Genomic DNA, 16452 nt, shown 5'->3' with positions numbered 1-16452 from the left:
TAGATTTACGTTATTTGTTTTTTGTTTTAATATGGTATCTGATGGGGAAGTAGAGGCATACGGCGATGACGATTGTCGTTATGAAGTCTCCGATATTCCAGCTGTGCCAGCCCTTGTCGCTCCCAAGCCATCCAAGCAATGACCCAAACCATCCATCCGCCAAGGTGTTGATACCCAATACTCCTGTCAATAGAGCTAAGGGCAAGTAGAGATTTGCTGTCTTATTCAGATTTGACTGCTCCTCTATTTCGAGATAGTTGAACAGTTCGCTCATCTCTGCATCGAGGGCTTTGGCATCCCTCTCGATATTCATAGCCTTTTGGAAGAGGTCATACATCTCGATGCCTTGTATCTGAGATGTCACTTCACGGAAGACGACTTGGTTGAGGAACTTTATGTAGCTCTCATACAATTCTTTGATGTTCTTACTTGTCCTCTTCTTTTTCCCCAACGCATTTTGGGTAAGGTTGGCTATCTCTCCACTGAACCTCAAGATCCCGGCACGTTGCACGATACTGAGGATGGCCATCTGATAGTACATACTCAAGAATTGAGCCCCCAGCACACCAAAACGCGTAGTTGACAGATAGGTCGCAGAGTCTCTCGTGATTCCGATCAGTGTCCCGTACTCGACCCACCTCGAATAAGTGGCTTTCCTGATTTCTGAGATTTGGAAGTCGGAGTTTGCTATCCCCTTGCTATTCCCATCACCATACATATATCTGTACCAGAAGTTGCTCTCTTCTCCGACCTCATACAAGTAACCGGTGTCGATAGCCCCTCTATCGAGGACATTCCTTATTGCTCTGCAGATCATACCTTGCTTCATCCCTACCCTATCCGCCAGGCTGTCGTTTCTATAATAGCTCAAGAAGTACATCCTGTCGTCCATGATGGGCGAGATACGGATCGTCCCTCTTCGCTCATCCCGGTCTCTGAAGACAAACTTCCGCCACTCATCTCCCACTCGATCGGTCTTCGAGTAGCCGAAGACCTGCCGAATATGATCCGGTGGCAAAAAAGGGCTGCGATGATCCACTTCGTCCTCAAACCGACTGAAGTCTTCGTAGAAGTCCAGCGAAGCGATATGTCCCGAGATAGAGTTCGCAAGGAAGACGTCTTTAGCGTTCAGTCTCTTTTCCGAGCCTAAAAACTGCGGATATAGTCGTCGACCAAAGTCATTGATCCTCAATATGTCGTGCTCCTGCGTATAGAGATCATTGAGCAGGGAAAAAGCCACAAGCCCCACCCCCGTATCAAAGATATGTACCGATATCTTCGTCAGCTTCAGATGATAGGTTCTGTTGATGTCGGCTTTGATATCGATAGAGTATGTCCCCCCTTCGCCTTCCAACTCGTAGAAGTACACCGACTTATTTTCTCTCGTCCCATAGAGCGTGTTACGGACAAAAGGATAAAAGTAAGTGAACTCATTATAACGCGTGTGAGAGTCCCTGATCTCAAAAAACGATCTTTCCAGCTTGGTCTCCTGTCTGAATATCCTGTCAAAGGCATCGATGTCCGTACGTTCATTGTACGACAAGTCACCCTTTTGGGAGACCTGACGGCCGATATAGTCCCATTGAAATGGGAAGATGAAGATATGTCTGCTGTACGGCTTGTTGTTATTCATAAGTATAAATCTGAGAGCGACACCTTCTTCCCCTCCTGCCGAAACCCTTTGGAGTGACATCCTCTTCAAGGAGCCTTTGGCTATAAAACCCGGCGAGGCGAGTTAAACAAAGATAAAAATATTTAATGACATTTCAGAGTCTTTGGAAGAATAAATGCAATAAGACAAAATGACACAATCCGGACTCATCAACCTTTCCCGAAGAGTGCAAATGCACAATCAACGGAGAGCAACAGCAATTCATCGAGAAACACCTGATAGACAGCCATATCGAGACCAGACCCTCTTGACGAGAAAAAGATCATAGGAAGCGACAAAAAAAGTCGTTAGACTTGATAACGAAAGTCGTTAAAGACGATTCATCGCCTTTAACGACTTTTTTAGTGACTCTCCCTATCTATTCAAGTATATATTGATCAATCGAGCTTCATCGCTATGCCGTAGCCATCTTAATGACTGAATATGTATAGATAGGGTTCGGGGCTGAGACATTTTGGAGATACCGCTATCGGCCTTAATAGTCTTAATGACTGAATATGTATAGATAGCACAGTTGAGCATCAATATCGTGTCGGGCACTGCGGTCTTAATAGTCTTAATGACTGAATATGTATAGATAGAGAAGAGCTGGGTATGACCTCGACAGCCCTGGCAGGGTCTTAATAGTCTTAATGACTGAATATGTGTAGATAGCAAGAAGTAAAGGAGAACTTCCTATCCTCGGAAGCGTCTTAATAGTCTTAATGACTGAATATGTGTAGATAGCACGATACGACAGGCGACTATGGACTGTGATCACGTCTTAATAGTCTTAATGACTGAATATGTATAGATAGTTTCCTGAATTGGCTAAATGGTCTACAATCAACAAGTCTTAATAGTCTTAATGACTGAATATGTATATATAGGAAGGTCGAAAGGGTGGGTGGTATCTCGTAGCTGAGTCTTAATAGTCTTAAGACTGAATATGTATAGATAGAACGAGTCGACAAGATCAATAGAGAACTCCTATAAAGTCTTAATAGTCTCAATGACTGAATATGTATAGATAGAGTTTAAGTCTATTAAACAATTTATGCAACAATATGAGTCTTAATAGTCTTAATGACTGAATATGTATAGATAGGTTCTATGCTGGGATGATGAAAATGGTAAACATAGCGGAGTCTTAATAGTCTTAATGACTGAATATGTATAGATAGAGCAGAAAGCATTATCATAGGGCAAGGAGCATTTCGGTCTTAATAGTCTTAATGACTGAACATGTATAGATAGCCCATAGTGACCAACTACTCCGCACTAATAATATACGAGTCTTAATAGTCTTAATGACTGAATATGTATAGATAGTCTAGAGTCTCTTGTTTCAAATTCTTTTGGGAAAGAGTCTTAATAGTCTTAATGACTGAATATGTATAGATAGTCATTAGGTTGACCGATTGGGGGATTATTCCGTTACTTGTCTTAATAGTCTTAATGACTGAATATGTATAGATAGGGACTATATTACGATTGCCGTAATTACGTTTAGAGTTTTGTCTTAATAGTCTTAATGACTGAATATGTATAGATAGTGGCCGTTGCCTTACGCATAACAACGGCACAAGCCAAGGTCTTAATAGTCTTAAGACTGAATATGTATAGATAGCGAAGCAATCTAAAATCCACGCAGGCGGAGGAAGAAGGTCTTAATAGTCTTAAGACTGAATATGTATAGATAGAGATTGATTTTCAGAAACTTACTGAAGACCTCTTTTGTAATTAGTTGATAATCAGCAGTGATTATTTCTTCGAAAATCGCCCTCTTTGAATGTATCTGCATGAACACTTTGAGGCCAAAAGCAGCCCTCAAATTGCTGTACGGCAAAGATATATAAAGATTTTGATTTTTCGAAAAACCAAACAATAAAAATCAATTATTTCGATTTTCGAAAAACGCTCATTATGTACTATTGATTATCAGGCGGTTACAAATCGACAAAGTCGCATTTCTTCGAAAATCGATCCTCTATCAGTTCGACTGCTGCGATTTTCGAAAATAGACACAAAACTATATTTTCGATAACATCCTGATAGACAGCAAAAAGTGAATCTCAACACAGTCATTTTTTTCGAAAATGAAATCCACTCCAAGAGCAAACAAAGGTGATGAATGTCGGGTCGCTTAGTAGGGTACAGACACAAGAGAGGGATACCCTGTGCCTAAGATGGCTTCATCGGCATCCTCACATGGGAAGATGGGGTACGACATTGAAATAAATCATCGGGAACATGATTTTATGTAAAATAATTTGTATCATTGCATTACAGTCAAGCATGAAAACGACAGAAGGTGACACATGACCCTTCCTGATGATCCCGGGAGGGTCTCCTAAAAACACAATAACCATGACACAAAAAGAAAACTCTTTGAGAAAGACAAACCGTGAATTATTCATTTCCAGTGATGATGAGCCCACCGCTTCGCGTGGCAAGGTGGCTTTCGAGGACAAGGATGAGAAGTATGTAAGTGCAGAATTTGTCGCTTACCCTCGCACCGAAGTGAAGAAGGCAAAGAGCACTCCTCGTGCCATCATCCCCAAAAACCGTCCATCCATGGAAGCTGTCATAGGCGAGGATGAGAGAGAGCTCGTCATCCCCGAAAATTTCCCTTTCACTGCGATCTGCGCCCTCCGGATCAAGACACGCACGGGTGCCACCTACATAGGCACCGGCTACTTCGTGTCGCCCCGTGTCATCCTCACTGCAGGACACTGTGTGTACATCCATTCGGCGGGGGGCTGGGCAGAGGCCGTAGAGGTCTCTCCGGCTCGTAATGGCAAAGATGCTCCGTTCGGCTCGGTGATCGCAAAGAAGTTTTACGCCCTCGATGCGTGGAAGAAGAGACAGGACAGCAATTCCGACTTTGGGATCATCGTATTACCCGAAGATTGTCCTTTGGGCACTCGCACAGGCCATTTCGAATGCAAAACACTGAGGCTGAACGCAGACTACAAAAAACACCTCCTCCATATCTCGGGCTACCCGGGCGACAAGGGCGGTAAGCAACAGTGGTACATGTCGGGCATGGGGGAGTGTCAGGGACGGTTGCTCAAGTATGACATCGACACGATGGGGGGACAAAGCGGTTCGCCCGTGTGGATATGCGTAGACGGACAGTACCATGCTGTCGGTGTACACACGATGGGCAATCCCAACATGGGCAACTTCGCCACCCGGATCAACCGCACCATCATGAAGATCGTTGAGAGTATCAAAAAAGCCAATCCCTGACCCTGACAGATCTTCATCGGCCGACAAGGTCACGAGAGCTTGCCCTCATGACGATCCAAGGAGGCAGAGCCCCTATGAGGGCAGAGTGGCAGATGAAGTAAGACAAAACCGAGATCACCGACCGATAGCAATCCCGAAGGCTCAGAGATCGACAGACACCATCACCAAACAACGAATGAGTCATGATAGAAGTAAAAGTAACCACCCCGGACGGTAAACCCATAGCAGATGCTGTGGTATCCCTCAAGGAAGTGCCATACAAAGAAGCCTTCCCCGATATAGCAACACTCACAGATGACGACGGACGAGCGAAGATTGCTTGCAAGAGAGAGGCAGGCAAGTACTCTTTTGTGGTCGTCACGGAGGATTACGGGAGGTTTGTCATTGATGCCGAAGTTGCCAAGGATGACACATCCTCTCCCGTCCTGCTGATCATCGATCCGATGGAATGAGGATTGTGGCCCTCGTGTGACAAGACTGCTCCGCCATCGCTCGATCATCAGAAACCCCAAAAACAGAAACGGCACTTCTTCATGCTCAAAAAAGATGAAGAAGTGCCGTTTCTGTTTGTCTATGCCTTATGGGCGTGTATGCTTAGTAAGCACGAGCGAAGAGGACTCGGCGTGCCGATGGCTTGCCGGAGTACATACAGACACCGGGGGTAGTGTCACCATCGAATGGGATACAACGTATGGTGGCTTTGGTCTCGTTCTTGATCGCTTCTTCGGTCTCAGGCGTGCCGTCCCAATGGGCGAGGATGAAACCTCCGAGCTCAAGTTTTTCTTTGAACTCTTCATAAGTATCTACGACATAAGTGTGTGTCGAACGATAGTCGAGTGCCTTCTTGAAGATGTTCGCTTGGATGTCGTCGAGCAAGCCTTGTACATAGTCGGCGATGCCGTCGAAGTCGCGGGTCTCCTTACCGAGTGTATCACGACGCATGACCTCGATGGTACCATTCTCCATGTCTCGACCACCCATGGCGAGGCGCACGGGCACTCCTTTGAGTTCGTATTCGGCAAACTTCCATCCCGGCTTCTTATTGTCGGCATTGTCGTACTTCACCGAGATGCCACGCTTCTTGAGCTCAGCCACGAGGGGAGCGATCTTTTCGTCAATAGCTGCGAGCTGATCCATGGACTTGTAGATAGGCACGATGACGACCTGGATCGGAGCGAGGCGAGGGGGGAGGACGAGACCGTTGTCATCCGAGTGTGTCATGATGAGTGCCCCCATGAGACGGGTAGAGACCCCCCAAGAGGTCGCCCATACATAAGACTGCTTGCCCTCCTTGTCGGTATAGGTCACATCAAACGCCTTTGCGAAGTTCTGTCCGAGGAAGTGAGATGTACCACTCTGAAGAGCCTTACCATCCTGCATGAGGGCTTCGATGGTATAAGTGTCCACCGCACCGGCGAAGCGTTCGCTGGCACTCTTTACCCCCTTCATGACAGGCATGGCCATATAGTTCTCGGCAAAGTCACCATAGACATGGAGCATGCGCTCAGCCTCTTCGAGAGCTTCTTGCTCGGAAGCATGAGCGGTGTGTCCCTCCTGCCACAAAAACTCTGCAGTACGGAGGAAGAGCCTTGTCCTCATCTCCCAACGCACGACATTGGCCCACTGGTTGCAGAGGATGGGCAGGTCACGATAGCTTTGGATCCAGCCCTTGTAGGTATTCCAGATGATGGTCTCCGATGTAGGGCGCACGATGAGTTCTTCTTCGAGGCGTGCAGCCGGGTCGACGACAACACCCGTCCCCTCTTCGTTGGTCTTGAGACGATAGTGGGTGACGACGGCACACTCCTTCGCAAAGCCCTCGACGTGCTCTGCCTCACGGCTAAGGAACGACTTCGGGATGAAGAGCGGGAAGTAGGCGTTCTGGTGACCGGTCTCCTTGAACATATCATCGAGGATACGTTGCATCTTCTCCCATATCGCATAACCATAAGGCTTGATGACCATACATCCACGTACATCCGAGTTTTCGGCAAGGTCCGCCTTGATTACGAGATCCTGATACCACTGAGAGTAGCTGACACTCCGAGGGGTAAGTTCCTTTAGTTCTTTTGCCATAATCTGATCTATATCTTTTTAATGTTGTTCTTCTTATCGGATAGCGCAGTAGCGCAAAGACTTACAAAGTTAATACTTTTTGTAAGGATACATAATTATGTAGGCAAACATTCTGTGATCCGTCGCGGCTCCCGAGGGGGATCAAAAAAAGGGTGTGCCAAAATTTTTCATTTTGACACACCCCTTGTGGGTTCTCTTTGCAACCTTTTATCAGAGGACTGCGAGAGCTGCTTCGTAGTCAGGCTCTTGAGCGATCTCCGGGACAAGTTCCGAGTGAAGTACCTTGCCGTCTGTGTCTACGACAACCACGCTACGAGCGAGGAGACCTGCAAGAGGACCATCAACCATGCCGACACCGTAGTTTGCTTCAAAAGCAGGATAACGGAAAAGAGAAGCAGGGACGACCTTGTCGAGACCTTCTGCACCACAGAAGCGACCAAGGGCAAATGGGAGGTCCTTCGAGAGGCAGAGCACGACAGTATTGTCGAGGCTTGCCGCTCTTGCATTGAATTCTCTTACGCTCTTTGCGCATATACCTGTATCAACACTTGGGAAGATATTGAGGATCACCCTCTTACCCTTGAGGTCAGATAGAGACACTTCTGAGAGGTCTGTCTTGACTGCTGTGAAGCAAGGAGCTTCGGCACCCTTTGCAGGGAGATTGCCGCTGATGTTTATAGGATTACCTTGTAGCGTTACTGTTGCCATAGTTATAATATTTTGGGATTAAAAAACTTAATATCAATCTTTACTAAAACACCTGCCGACATCGATATGTTCACGAAAGGCTGTATAATTTGCGAGCAAAAGTCGCATCTCGTCTTTTTCATCCTTCAACAAGCACTTTTATTTCGGCAGCGAAGCCCTCAAGAATGAGGAAGCTCAAGCCAAGGAGCATCAAGATCAGTCGCTTTTTTTCATATATTTGCGACATAGGGGCGATGCCCCATGATCATGAAAACTCGGAGGGGGAGGCCTTCGGGGGAAGTGTTTAATCCTAAAAACAGAGAGAAGCTATGAAAAAGATTTTGCTCATCGCTTTTGCGCTACTGTGCACGACTGCAGTGGCTCAGAGCCGCCCTACACTCATCGTTGAGGCGGGTTATCAAAGAACAGATATCACCAAGTCTGAGAGGACAATACCTGCACACTGTCTCCGTGCCGGTGTTGCCATCGACTATGCCTTCTTTGGGCTGAACAGCTATGAACTTTCGTTACAGACCGGACTCTACTACTCGATGAAGGGGTTCAGGTCTGATCCTCAAGAGAAGATTCATGTCATTTATAGGATGCATTATGTGGATCTGCCCATTTTGCTCAACAATCGCTTTAAGATCACTGATGCACTCGATGCTTTTGTCAACTTCGGCCCATACATCGCTTATGGGATAAATGCAAAAATGAGCGGCACAGATGAAAAGGGCGAAAAGTTGGATATAAAGAAAAACTTATTCAAGGAGGCTTCTTCTGAAGACAAGCCGTTGTTCGAGAGGATCGACTATGGGATTCAGGTCGGTATGGGTGTCGAAGTACACCGCATGATGCTCAGCGTCGGGACTCAGTATGGACTCAATCCCATCTTCAAAGACGCCCCCGAAGTGGCAAAAAAATATAAGCACATAGGAGGCTACGTTACGGTCGGATACAGGTTCTGAGGGATGCTTTCGGAATAAATAAAACAGGGAGCTGTGCCAAGGATCTTTCCCTTTCGTGAGCACAGTTCCCTTTTAGTCTGTCGGAGAGCGTGAGAAATCCCCCGAGAATGAATAGCAAAGGTTGATCTACTCGAACGGGGCTGAACACCTCCGGCAACATAGACATTTGCGCACTACGGGACATCTCCTTGCAGAGTGGCGGACATGGTGTCACGCTCCTCCCAAAAATGATCTGTCGAGCAAAACCGTGAAAGAAGCCGATTCGTGACACACAGCACGAGGATCGGAAGTCTAATTCTTTCAATCAGATAGCTGTAATTAGGGACAAAAAGCGTAACTTCGCAGTTACGAATTTTATTTATAGCAAGATTAAGGATATGAGACAGAAGATACAAGCACTTAAAGCACAGTTGGCAGAGCTGGCTCCTGAGACCGCAGAGGCTCTGGAGGAGATGAGACTCAAGTATTTGAGCAAAAAAGGCGCACTGAATGCCCTCTTTGCAGACTTCAAACTTGTCCCCAATGAGGAGAAGAAAGAAGTGGGTGCACTCATCAACGAACTCAAACAACTCGCTACCGATAAGTATGCCGAGCTCAAGGAGAGACTCGAGAACAGTCGCCAAAAAGGGGATGCCTCTCTCGACCTCAGCCGTACGGCATACCCTATGCCTTTGGGCTCTCGTCACCCTCTCCATATCGTGAGGGATGAGATCATCAACATCTTTTCTCGCCTCGGCTTCAATGTCGCTGAGGGTCCGGAGATCGAGGATGACTGGCACGTGTTTGAGTCGCTCAACTTTGCCGAAGATCACCCCGCAAGAGATATGCAGGATACGTTCTTCGTGTCTCATACGCCCGAGTTGGTACTACGCACACACACCTCTTCGGTACAGTCTCGTGTGATGGAGCAGGGACAACCACCCTTCCGCATCATCTGTCCGGGTCGAGTGTACCGCAATGAAGCGATCTCTGCTCGTGCCCACTGCTTCTTCCACCAAGTCGAAGCCCTCTATGTGGACGAGAAGGTGACCTTCGCCGACCTTCGTCAGGTGCTGATGCACTTCGCCCAAGAGATGTTCGGTACGGAGACAAAGATCCGCCTCCGTCCTTCGTTCTTCCCATTCACAGAGCCTTCGGCAGAGATGGACATTTCTTGTAACATCTGTGGTGGAGAGGGCTGCGGATTCTGTAAGCATACGGGATGGGTCGAGATCCTCGGCTGTGGCATGGTGGATCCTGCCGTGCTGGAGTCGTGTGGCATCGACAGCAAGAAGTACACGGGCTATGCCCTCGGTATGGGCGTGGAGCGTATCACGAACCTGAAGTACCGTGTGAGTGACTTGAGGCTCTTCTCGGAGAATGACCTGAGGTTCCTGCGCCAGTTCACGGCAGCGCACTAAATGCCCCGACATCAAGTGAAGCGTCAGGAGAGATACGATGGGATCATCGCTTACTTCAAGGAGGCGATGCCGACAGCAGAGACAGAGTTGGTGTACACCAACCCTTTTGAGCTTCTCGTGGCTGTCATCTTGTCCGCACAGTGCACGGACAAGCGTGTCAACATGATCACACCGGCACTCTTCGAGGCCTTCCCCACGGCGGAGGTGATGGCTGCGGCTTCGCCCGAACTGCTCTTCGAGTATATCCGAAGTGTATCATACCCAAACAACAAGTCGAAGCATCTGGCTTCGATGGCAAAGATGCTGGTCGAGGATTTTGGTTCGGTCGTCCCTGATACCATCGATGAGCTGGTCAAACTCCCCGGTGTGGGGCGCAAGACGGCAAATGTCGTGGCTTCGGTCATCTATGACGTGCCCGCCATGCCTGTGGATACTCATGTGTACAGAGTGTCGCACCGTATAGGGTTGGTGCCTTCGACGGCCAACACCCCTCTGAAGGTGGAGCGTATGCTCGAACGCCACATCCCTCGCGACCTCCTCTCTCGTGCGCACCACTGGCTGATCCTTCACGGCAGATATGTCTGCATCGCTCGCAGTCCCAAATGTATGACGTGCGGCATCCGTGATTACTGTCGTCACGGAGAAAAGAAGACTGCTCTGGATAAGGGATGAGTGACACCGTCACTCCCGATGCGTCGATCTTGGAGGGACTGCAAACAGTCGTCTCCCGGACTTTGGCACGTATTTTGCTACACAATATATAATAGGGATGCCACAGACTCTTTCGGTAGAGCCTGCATGAAGTCGCCAAAGGCGATGCATCCCGAGTATTGATTGATCATTTTTTTGAATTAGTTATAATGAACTTAGATATTTTCTTGGACGAGGACTCCATCTCTCCGGATGACTTGACAGGTGGCATGACACCGATGATCTTTCCCGAGGATGTCGATATAGACTTGTCGGAGGGATTGGATAGTCTGCCCGAAGAACTGCCGATCATCCCTCTGAGAGACATGATCCTCTTCCCCGGCGTACTCCTCCCCGTCATGGTGGGACGTGCGAAGACCAAAAAGCTCGTCAACGCCCTCGGCAAGAAGGAAAATAAGCATGTCCTCGTCGCAGTGCAGAAAGAGCCTGAGACGGAGGATCCCGACTTCGAAGACCTCGTACATGTAGGTACGGTGGGTGAGATCGTGCGTGTGATGCAGGTGCAGGACAATGTCCTCACGGTGATCATACAGGGCAAGAGGCGTGTCGAACTGACAGGTCTGACCCGAACCGAGCCTTATCTCAATGGCACTTACCGTCTGCTTGAAGACAACAAGCCTGCGGAGGATGACATAGAGTTTCAGGCGTTGATCACCACCCTCAAGGAGAAGTGCATCTCTATCCTGGGACACCGTGGAGAGCTACCTCAGCCCGTGCTTCATGCGATAAAGAATGTGAAGGATCCTGAGGCAATGCTCAACTTTGCGTGCACCAACTTCCCATCGGACATGGCAGAGAAGCTCTCTCTTCTGATGATCGGTGACCTCAAGACGAGGGCTTACCGTATGCTGTCGGGCGCAAACACCATGCTCCAGCTCTTCGAGATGAAGCAGATGATACAGCAGAAGACGCGCAAGGAACTGGACAAACAACAGAGAGACTTCTTCCTCCAACAGCAACTCAAAGTCATCAAGGATGAACTCAATGAAGGCGAAGAGGATGATCTCCTTGAGCTTCAGAAGAAGGGAAAGAAAAAGAATTGGGACAAGAAGGTCTATGACACATTCAAGAAAGAGGTGAAGAAACTCCAGAAGATGAACTCCCAATCGCCGGACTACAGCATCCAGATGCAGTACTTGCAGACAATGCTTGATCTGCCTTGGGATGATGTCACGGAAGACAACTTCAACATCCCCAATGCGGCGAAGATCCTCGACAAGGATCACTTCGGTCTGGAGAAGGTCAAGGAGCGTATCCTTGAACACCTTGCAGTACTCAAACTCAAGGGAGACTTGCGCTCGCCCATCATTTGTCTCTACGGCCCTCCCGGGGTAGGTAAGACTTCGCTCGGTCAGTCGATAGCATCGGCACTGAACCGCTCTTACGTCCGTATCTCACTCGGTGGTCTCCACGACGAGGCGGAGATCCGTGGGCACAGGCGTACTTATATCGGAGCGATGCCGGGACGTATCATCAAGGGATTTGTCAAAGCCAAGTCGGCAAACCCGGTCTTTGTCCTCGACGAGATAGACAAGTTGGCACAAGACTACAAGGGTGATCCCTCGTCTGCTCTCCTTGAGGTGCTTGACCCGGAACAAAACAATACGTTCCACGACAATTATCTCGACATCGACTACGACCTCAGTAAGGCTCTCTTCATCGCTACAGCCAACAACATCGGTGCCATCCCCGGCCCGCTCCGTGACCGTATGGAGATGATCGAAGTGAGCGGCTACATCCTCGAAGAGAAGATCGAGATCGCTCACCGTCACTTGCTCCCTCGGGCACTCGAAAATCATGGCTTGTCAAAGAAAAATGTCAAAGTGAGCAAGAAGACCATCGCCGAACTCATAGAGCGTTATACTCGTGAGAGCGGTGTGCGTGAGCTCGAGAAGCGTATCGCCTCTCTCCTCCGTAAGGTGGCAAAGAGGGTGGCGGACATCACGGATAGAGGCGAGGAGATGCCTGTATTCACGATAAAGCCCGAAGACCTGAAGGACTACCTCGGTGCGCCCAAGTACACACGTGATCAGTATGAAGGGAATCGCTATGCAGGCGTTGTGACCGGCTTGGCGTGGACTTCTGTGGGTGGGGAGATCCTCCTCGTGGAAAGTGCACTCAGCCCATCCAAAAATGGACGCATGACCATCACCGGTAACCTCGGTGAGGTGATGAAGGAGTCAGCTCTCCTCGCATTGGAGTACGTGAAAAGCCATGCCGACTTATACGACATCCCCAAAGAAGTGTTTGACTATTGGAATGTCCACATCCACGTCCCCGAAGGAGCGATCCCCAAAGATGGACCGAGTGCCGGCATCACGCTCGTGACTTCGCTGATCTCGACATTTACACAGCGTAAGGTAAGGTCTTCTATCGCCATGACAGGGGAAATAACCCTCCGTGGAAAGGTACTGCCTGTGGGTGGTATCAAAGAAAAGATATTGGCTGCGAAGCGTTCGGGCATCAAGACTATTCTCCTTTGTGAGGAAAACCGAAAGGATATCGAGGAGATCAAGGATGTCTATATCTCCGGACTTGAATTCATCTATGTCACCGATATAAAGGAAGTCATCGAGCATGCTGTGATGGATACCAAGGTCAACCATTCGGTAGATTTGATGAAACACGTGAACCAGTTTAAGAAGTCTTCTGTCGAATGCAAAGACAAGGATAAATAAGGCATTTTCAGCCTTTTATATAAACAAAAAGACCGTCCGGAGGCTACTCCGAGCGGTCTTTTTTATGAAAAACGTAGCATTTTGATCATTTTATTAGCGGTATGCTTTGTTTTTAATTTGTATTTGTTTATATTTGCTATTGACACATGTTAAAATAGAGCAATAATACACTGAAAATGCTTTAGAAAACAGCCTTCGGACTGTTTTTGGTTGGGAGTAGAAAAGCCGTGAGGCATCTCAGCTCTTAATGATAATGATTGATGTTTTAGATTGATTTGTTTCATGGAGTTAGGGAGCTTGAGAAAGAACCCTAACTCTTTTTGTTTCACGCCATCGTGATGGCAGAGACACTGAATGAGTCCGGAAACATTTTTCACAGGAAGAAATAAAACAAAAAAAGAAGTGCCACCCGAAAGGATCGGATGGCACTTGACATTTATATGTGCTTGTCGTACCGAGAAAAATTATTGTGCTGAAGTCTCTTCAGTAGGGACATATCTCTTGTTGAGGAACTCGATGAGCTCAGCAGTGATGTCATACTTCTCGTCCGCAAGAAGGATGTTGTCACTCAATGTGTTGGAGTAGATGATCTGATACTTGTGAATCTCGTTGAAGAGCTTGACTTGTGACATGATGGTGTCTCTGAGGATACGATTCATCTCAAGTTGTTTCTCTTGGAGTTCGAGAGTGAGCTTTTGGTTGAGTCTCTCGAAGTCTTCACGCTTCTTGAGGATACGCATCTGCTCCTTCTCTGCACGCTCTCTGTCGAAGAAGGCGTTGTTTTGCAACTTGCGTTGGAACTCTGCTGCCTCAGCTTCGAGAGCACGCGCTTGCTGATTGAGGGTTGCCTGTGCCGACTCGCTCTTGCGTAGCACCTGCTCGTTGAGGTCACGAGAGAACTCATAGCCACTCAAAAGACTGTCCACATTGACGTAAGCCACAGGGAGTGTCACGACCGAGTCTGTCGAAGAGGAGATGTTGGCATGCCCCTTATTCTCACCCTTGTTGCTGAAGAATAGGATAAAAAGAACAAGGACCGCTACGGCCAAGACAACATTGATGATGGTGTTCAAATTTTTCATATACTCATTTTTCTTAATTAAATCATTTCCATGGACTACCCTCTATCCGAGCAGACACGATCACTCCTCGATGCGGTCGAAGAGGTTGCGGCGTTCTTGCTCCTCAACAGTCTGATAACGATGACACTTCAAGCCCTTCTCTCGGAGCGCAGGCTGATCCTCTACGTGCGAAGAGGGGAACTCCCCCTTCTTGGTGAAGAAGACCCTGAAACCCATCAAAAGCACCACGACACCTACAAGAAGTAGGGTCAATATGAGTAGTTTTGTCATCTTTTTTCGTAATTTTGAGCACAAAGATAAGTTTTTTATCGTGTTACTCAAAGGCTTCACTTTCCTTTTTTGTTTATTTATATCACAAATGATCGAGAAAGTGACATCCTTATGTGACACTTGCGCATCCAAGACAATAATTACGGTTGTCTCGCAAGGGACAGCACAATCATTCATACAAAAAAGTTTGATTTATTATGATTAAACAAGAGCCTCAAATTTTATTTGACTACTTCTACGAGATCACTCAGGTGCCTCGCCCTTCGAAGAAGGAAGGAAAGATCATCGCTTACCTCGAAAACTTCGCAAAGAAGCACAACCTCGAATATAAGAAAGACGAAGTCGGTAACATCGTCATCAAGAAGCCGGCGACTCCCGGCATGGAAGATCGCAAGTCGATCATCATGCAGTCACACATGGATATGGTGTGCGAGAAGAACAGTGATGTGACCTTCGACTTCGAAAATGATGCAATCCGCACGAAGATCGTCGATGGCTGGTTGATGGCTGAGGGAACGACTCTCGGTGCAGACAACGGTATCGGCTGTGCGGCTGAGCTTGCAGTCCTTGCATCAAACGACATCGAGCATGGTCCCATCGAGTGTCTTTTCACTGTGGACGAAGAGACCGGTCTCACAGGAGCTATGGCACTCAAGGAAGGCTTCTTCGACTCTGAGATCCTCCTCAACCTCGACAGTGAGGACGAAGGAGAGATGTTCGTGGGTTGTGCCGGTGGTATGGGTACGTTCGCAGACTTCACCTACGAAAAGATGTACGCTTGCCCCGAAATGCACTACCTCACAGTAGATGTCAAGGGACTTCGCGGTGGTCACTCGGGTGGTGACATCCATGTCGGTCTCGGCAACGCGAACAAGATCCTTGCTCGTTTCCTCTATGGTCTCTATGACATCGTGGACGGATGGACACTGGCTTCGTTCCAAGGCGGTAATCTCCACAACGCCATCCCTCGTGAAGCAAAGGCCATCATCGGTGTGCCCATGTCTCAGAAGGAAGCCGTCGCTGTGTTTGCCAACACCTTCTGCGCAGACGTGCGTAACGAACTTGCGGCAGTCGATCCTGATGTGATGCTCACCATCGGTAGCACAGAGAAGCCTGAGTTCGTCATCGATGATACCACAAAGGATCTCCTCATCTCATCTCTCATCGCTTGTCCTCACGGCGTCATCGGCATGAGCCATGCCATCGAAGGCCTTGTCGAAACATCAACCAACCTTGCATCTGTCAAGATGAAGGAAAACAACAGCATCCTCATCGAGACCAGCCAACGCAGTTCGACCGAATCGCTCAAGCAGATGGTCGGTCAGATGGTGAGAGCGACATTCGAGATCGCCGGAGCTTATGTCTATGAGCGTGATGGCTATCCCGGATGGGCACCCAACATGAACTCTGAGATCCTCAAGATCGCTGAAGAAAGCTATGAGTCACTCTTCGGCAAGAAGCCTCTTGTCAAGGCCATCCACGCAGGTCTCGAATGTGGTCTCTTCAAGGAAAAGTACCCTAACCTCGACATGATCTCTTTCGGCCCTACAATGAGAGATGTACACTCACCTGTCGAAAAGCTTGAGCTCAGCACCGTAGATCTATGGTGGAAGCACCTCTTGGATATCCTTCGCAGAGCACCTAAGAAGTGATCCTTTTACGCAACTAAAACGT

The 16452-nt window shown here is 48.1% G+C and carries 12 protein-coding genes; 7 read left to right on the top strand and 5 right to left on the bottom strand.

Annotated features, from left to right (window positions below; translation table 11 throughout):
* Positions 1-10: 10 nt before the first annotated feature.
* Positions 11-1633: a hypothetical protein gene (locus EL262_RS07760; protein ID WP_036853294.1), complete on the bottom strand. Its 1623-nt coding sequence runs from the start codon at positions 1631-1633 to the stop codon at positions 11-13.
* Positions 1634-4021: 2388 nt separating this feature from the next.
* Between EL262_RS07760 and EL262_RS07755 the strand changes: the two genes are divergently transcribed.
* The gene (locus EL262_RS07755; protein WP_025836480.1) at positions 4022-4906 is read left to right on the top strand and encodes a trypsin-like serine peptidase; all 885 of its coding nucleotides are present in this window, start codon (positions 4022-4024) and stop codon (positions 4904-4906) included.
* Positions 4907-5088: 182 nt separating this feature from the next.
* Entirely contained in the window at positions 5089-5358 is a 270-nt protein-coding gene (locus tag EL262_RS07750) for a carboxypeptidase regulatory-like domain-containing protein (RefSeq protein WP_025836478.1), read from the top strand.
* A 142-nt stretch (positions 5359-5500) separates the two neighbouring features.
* Here EL262_RS07750 and proS read toward each other — a convergent pair whose 3' ends face one another.
* Positions 5501-6982, bottom strand: a complete 1482-nt coding sequence (gene proS, locus EL262_RS07745) for a proline--tRNA ligase (protein WP_036846618.1) — start codon at positions 6980-6982, stop codon at positions 5501-5503.
* Between the two features lie 210 nt (positions 6983-7192).
* Positions 7193-7690: a thiol peroxidase gene (gene tpx, locus EL262_RS07740; RefSeq protein ID WP_025836475.1), complete on the bottom strand. Its 498-nt coding sequence runs from the start codon at positions 7688-7690 to the stop codon at positions 7193-7195.
* Positions 7691-7998: 308 nt separating this feature from the next.
* On the opposite strand from tpx, the gene EL262_RS07735 reads away from it, so the two are divergent.
* From EL262_RS07735 to lon, 4 genes are all read left to right on the top strand, one after another.
* Positions 7999-8637: a porin family protein gene (locus tag EL262_RS07735; RefSeq protein WP_025836473.1), complete on the top strand. Its 639-nt coding sequence runs from the start codon at positions 7999-8001 to the stop codon at positions 8635-8637.
* 377 nt (positions 8638-9014) lie between these two features.
* Positions 9015-10037: a phenylalanine--tRNA ligase subunit alpha gene (gene pheS / locus EL262_RS07730; protein ID WP_036852002.1), complete on the top strand. Its 1023-nt coding sequence runs from the start codon at positions 9015-9017 to the stop codon at positions 10035-10037.
* 15 nt (positions 10038-10052) lie between these two features.
* The gene (nth, locus tag EL262_RS07725) at positions 10053-10709 is read left to right on the top strand and encodes an endonuclease III (RefSeq protein ID WP_036847015.1); all 657 of its coding nucleotides are present in this window, start codon (positions 10053-10055) and stop codon (positions 10707-10709) included.
* 188 nt (positions 10710-10897) lie between these two features.
* Entirely contained in the window at positions 10898-13426 is a 2529-nt protein-coding gene (gene lon / locus EL262_RS07720; RefSeq protein WP_036852000.1) for an endopeptidase La, read from the top strand.
* Between the two features lie 464 nt (positions 13427-13890).
* Here the strand turns inward: lon and EL262_RS07715 are convergent, their stop codons facing one another.
* Positions 13891-14508 carry an OmpH/Skp family outer membrane protein gene (locus EL262_RS07715; RefSeq protein ID WP_025836471.1) on the bottom strand — a complete coding sequence of 206 codons (618 nt, stop codon included), beginning with the start codon at positions 14506-14508 and terminating at the stop codon, positions 13891-13893.
* 60 nt (positions 14509-14568) lie between these two features.
* Positions 14569-14778 carry a hypothetical protein gene (locus tag EL262_RS07710; protein ID WP_025836469.1) on the bottom strand — a complete coding sequence of 70 codons (210 nt, stop codon included), beginning with the start codon at positions 14776-14778 and terminating at the stop codon, positions 14569-14571.
* Between the two features lie 197 nt (positions 14779-14975).
* Here EL262_RS07710 and EL262_RS07705 point away from each other — a divergent pair, with 197 nt between their 5' ends.
* Positions 14976-16430, top strand: a complete 1455-nt coding sequence (locus EL262_RS07705; protein WP_025836465.1) for an aminoacyl-histidine dipeptidase — start codon at positions 14976-14978, stop codon at positions 16428-16430.
* The last annotated feature ends 22 nt before the right edge of the window (positions 16431-16452 follow it).

Origin of the sequence: Porphyromonas cangingivalis (assembly GCF_900638305.1) — a bacterium.
Classification (GTDB): domain Bacteria; phylum Bacteroidota; class Bacteroidia; order Bacteroidales; family Porphyromonadaceae; genus Porphyromonas_A; species Porphyromonas_A cangingivalis.
The sequence above is the reverse complement of the archived record's forward strand: the minus strand, read 5'-3'. Positions and strand labels throughout refer to the sequence as shown.

Excerpts from the sequence above, each read along its gene's own strand:
- EL262_RS07750 (WP_025836478.1), top strand. The coding sequence starts at position 5,089 with ATGATAGAAGTAAAAGTAACCACCCCGGACGGTAAACCCATAGCAGAT.
- lon (WP_036852000.1), top strand. The coding sequence starts at position 10,898 with ATGAACTTAGATATTTTCTTGGACGAGGACTCCATCTCTCCGGATGAC.
- pheS (WP_036852002.1), top strand. The coding sequence starts at position 9,015 with ATGAGACAGAAGATACAAGCACTTAAAGCACAGTTGGCAGAGCTGGCT.
- proS (WP_036846618.1), bottom strand. The coding sequence starts at position 6,982 with ATGGCAAAAGAACTAAAGGAACTTACCCCTCGGAGTGTCAGCTACTCT.
- EL262_RS07755 (WP_025836480.1), top strand. The coding sequence starts at position 4,022 with ATGACACAAAAAGAAAACTCTTTGAGAAAGACAAACCGTGAATTATTC.
- EL262_RS07715 (WP_025836471.1), bottom strand. The coding sequence starts at position 14,508 with ATGAAAAATTTGAACACCATCATCAATGTTGTCTTGGCCGTAGCGGTC.
- EL262_RS07705 (WP_025836465.1), top strand. The coding sequence starts at position 14,976 with ATGATTAAACAAGAGCCTCAAATTTTATTTGACTACTTCTACGAGATC.
- EL262_RS07760 (WP_036853294.1), bottom strand. The coding sequence starts at position 1,633 with ATGAATAACAACAAGCCGTACAGCAGACATATCTTCATCTTCCCATTT.
- tpx (WP_025836475.1), bottom strand. The coding sequence starts at position 7,690 with ATGGCAACAGTAACGCTACAAGGTAATCCTATAAACATCAGCGGCAAT.
- EL262_RS07710 (WP_025836469.1), bottom strand. The coding sequence starts at position 14,778 with ATGACAAAACTACTCATATTGACCCTACTTCTTGTAGGTGTCGTGGTG.
- EL262_RS07735 (WP_025836473.1), top strand. The coding sequence starts at position 7,999 with ATGAAAAAGATTTTGCTCATCGCTTTTGCGCTACTGTGCACGACTGCA.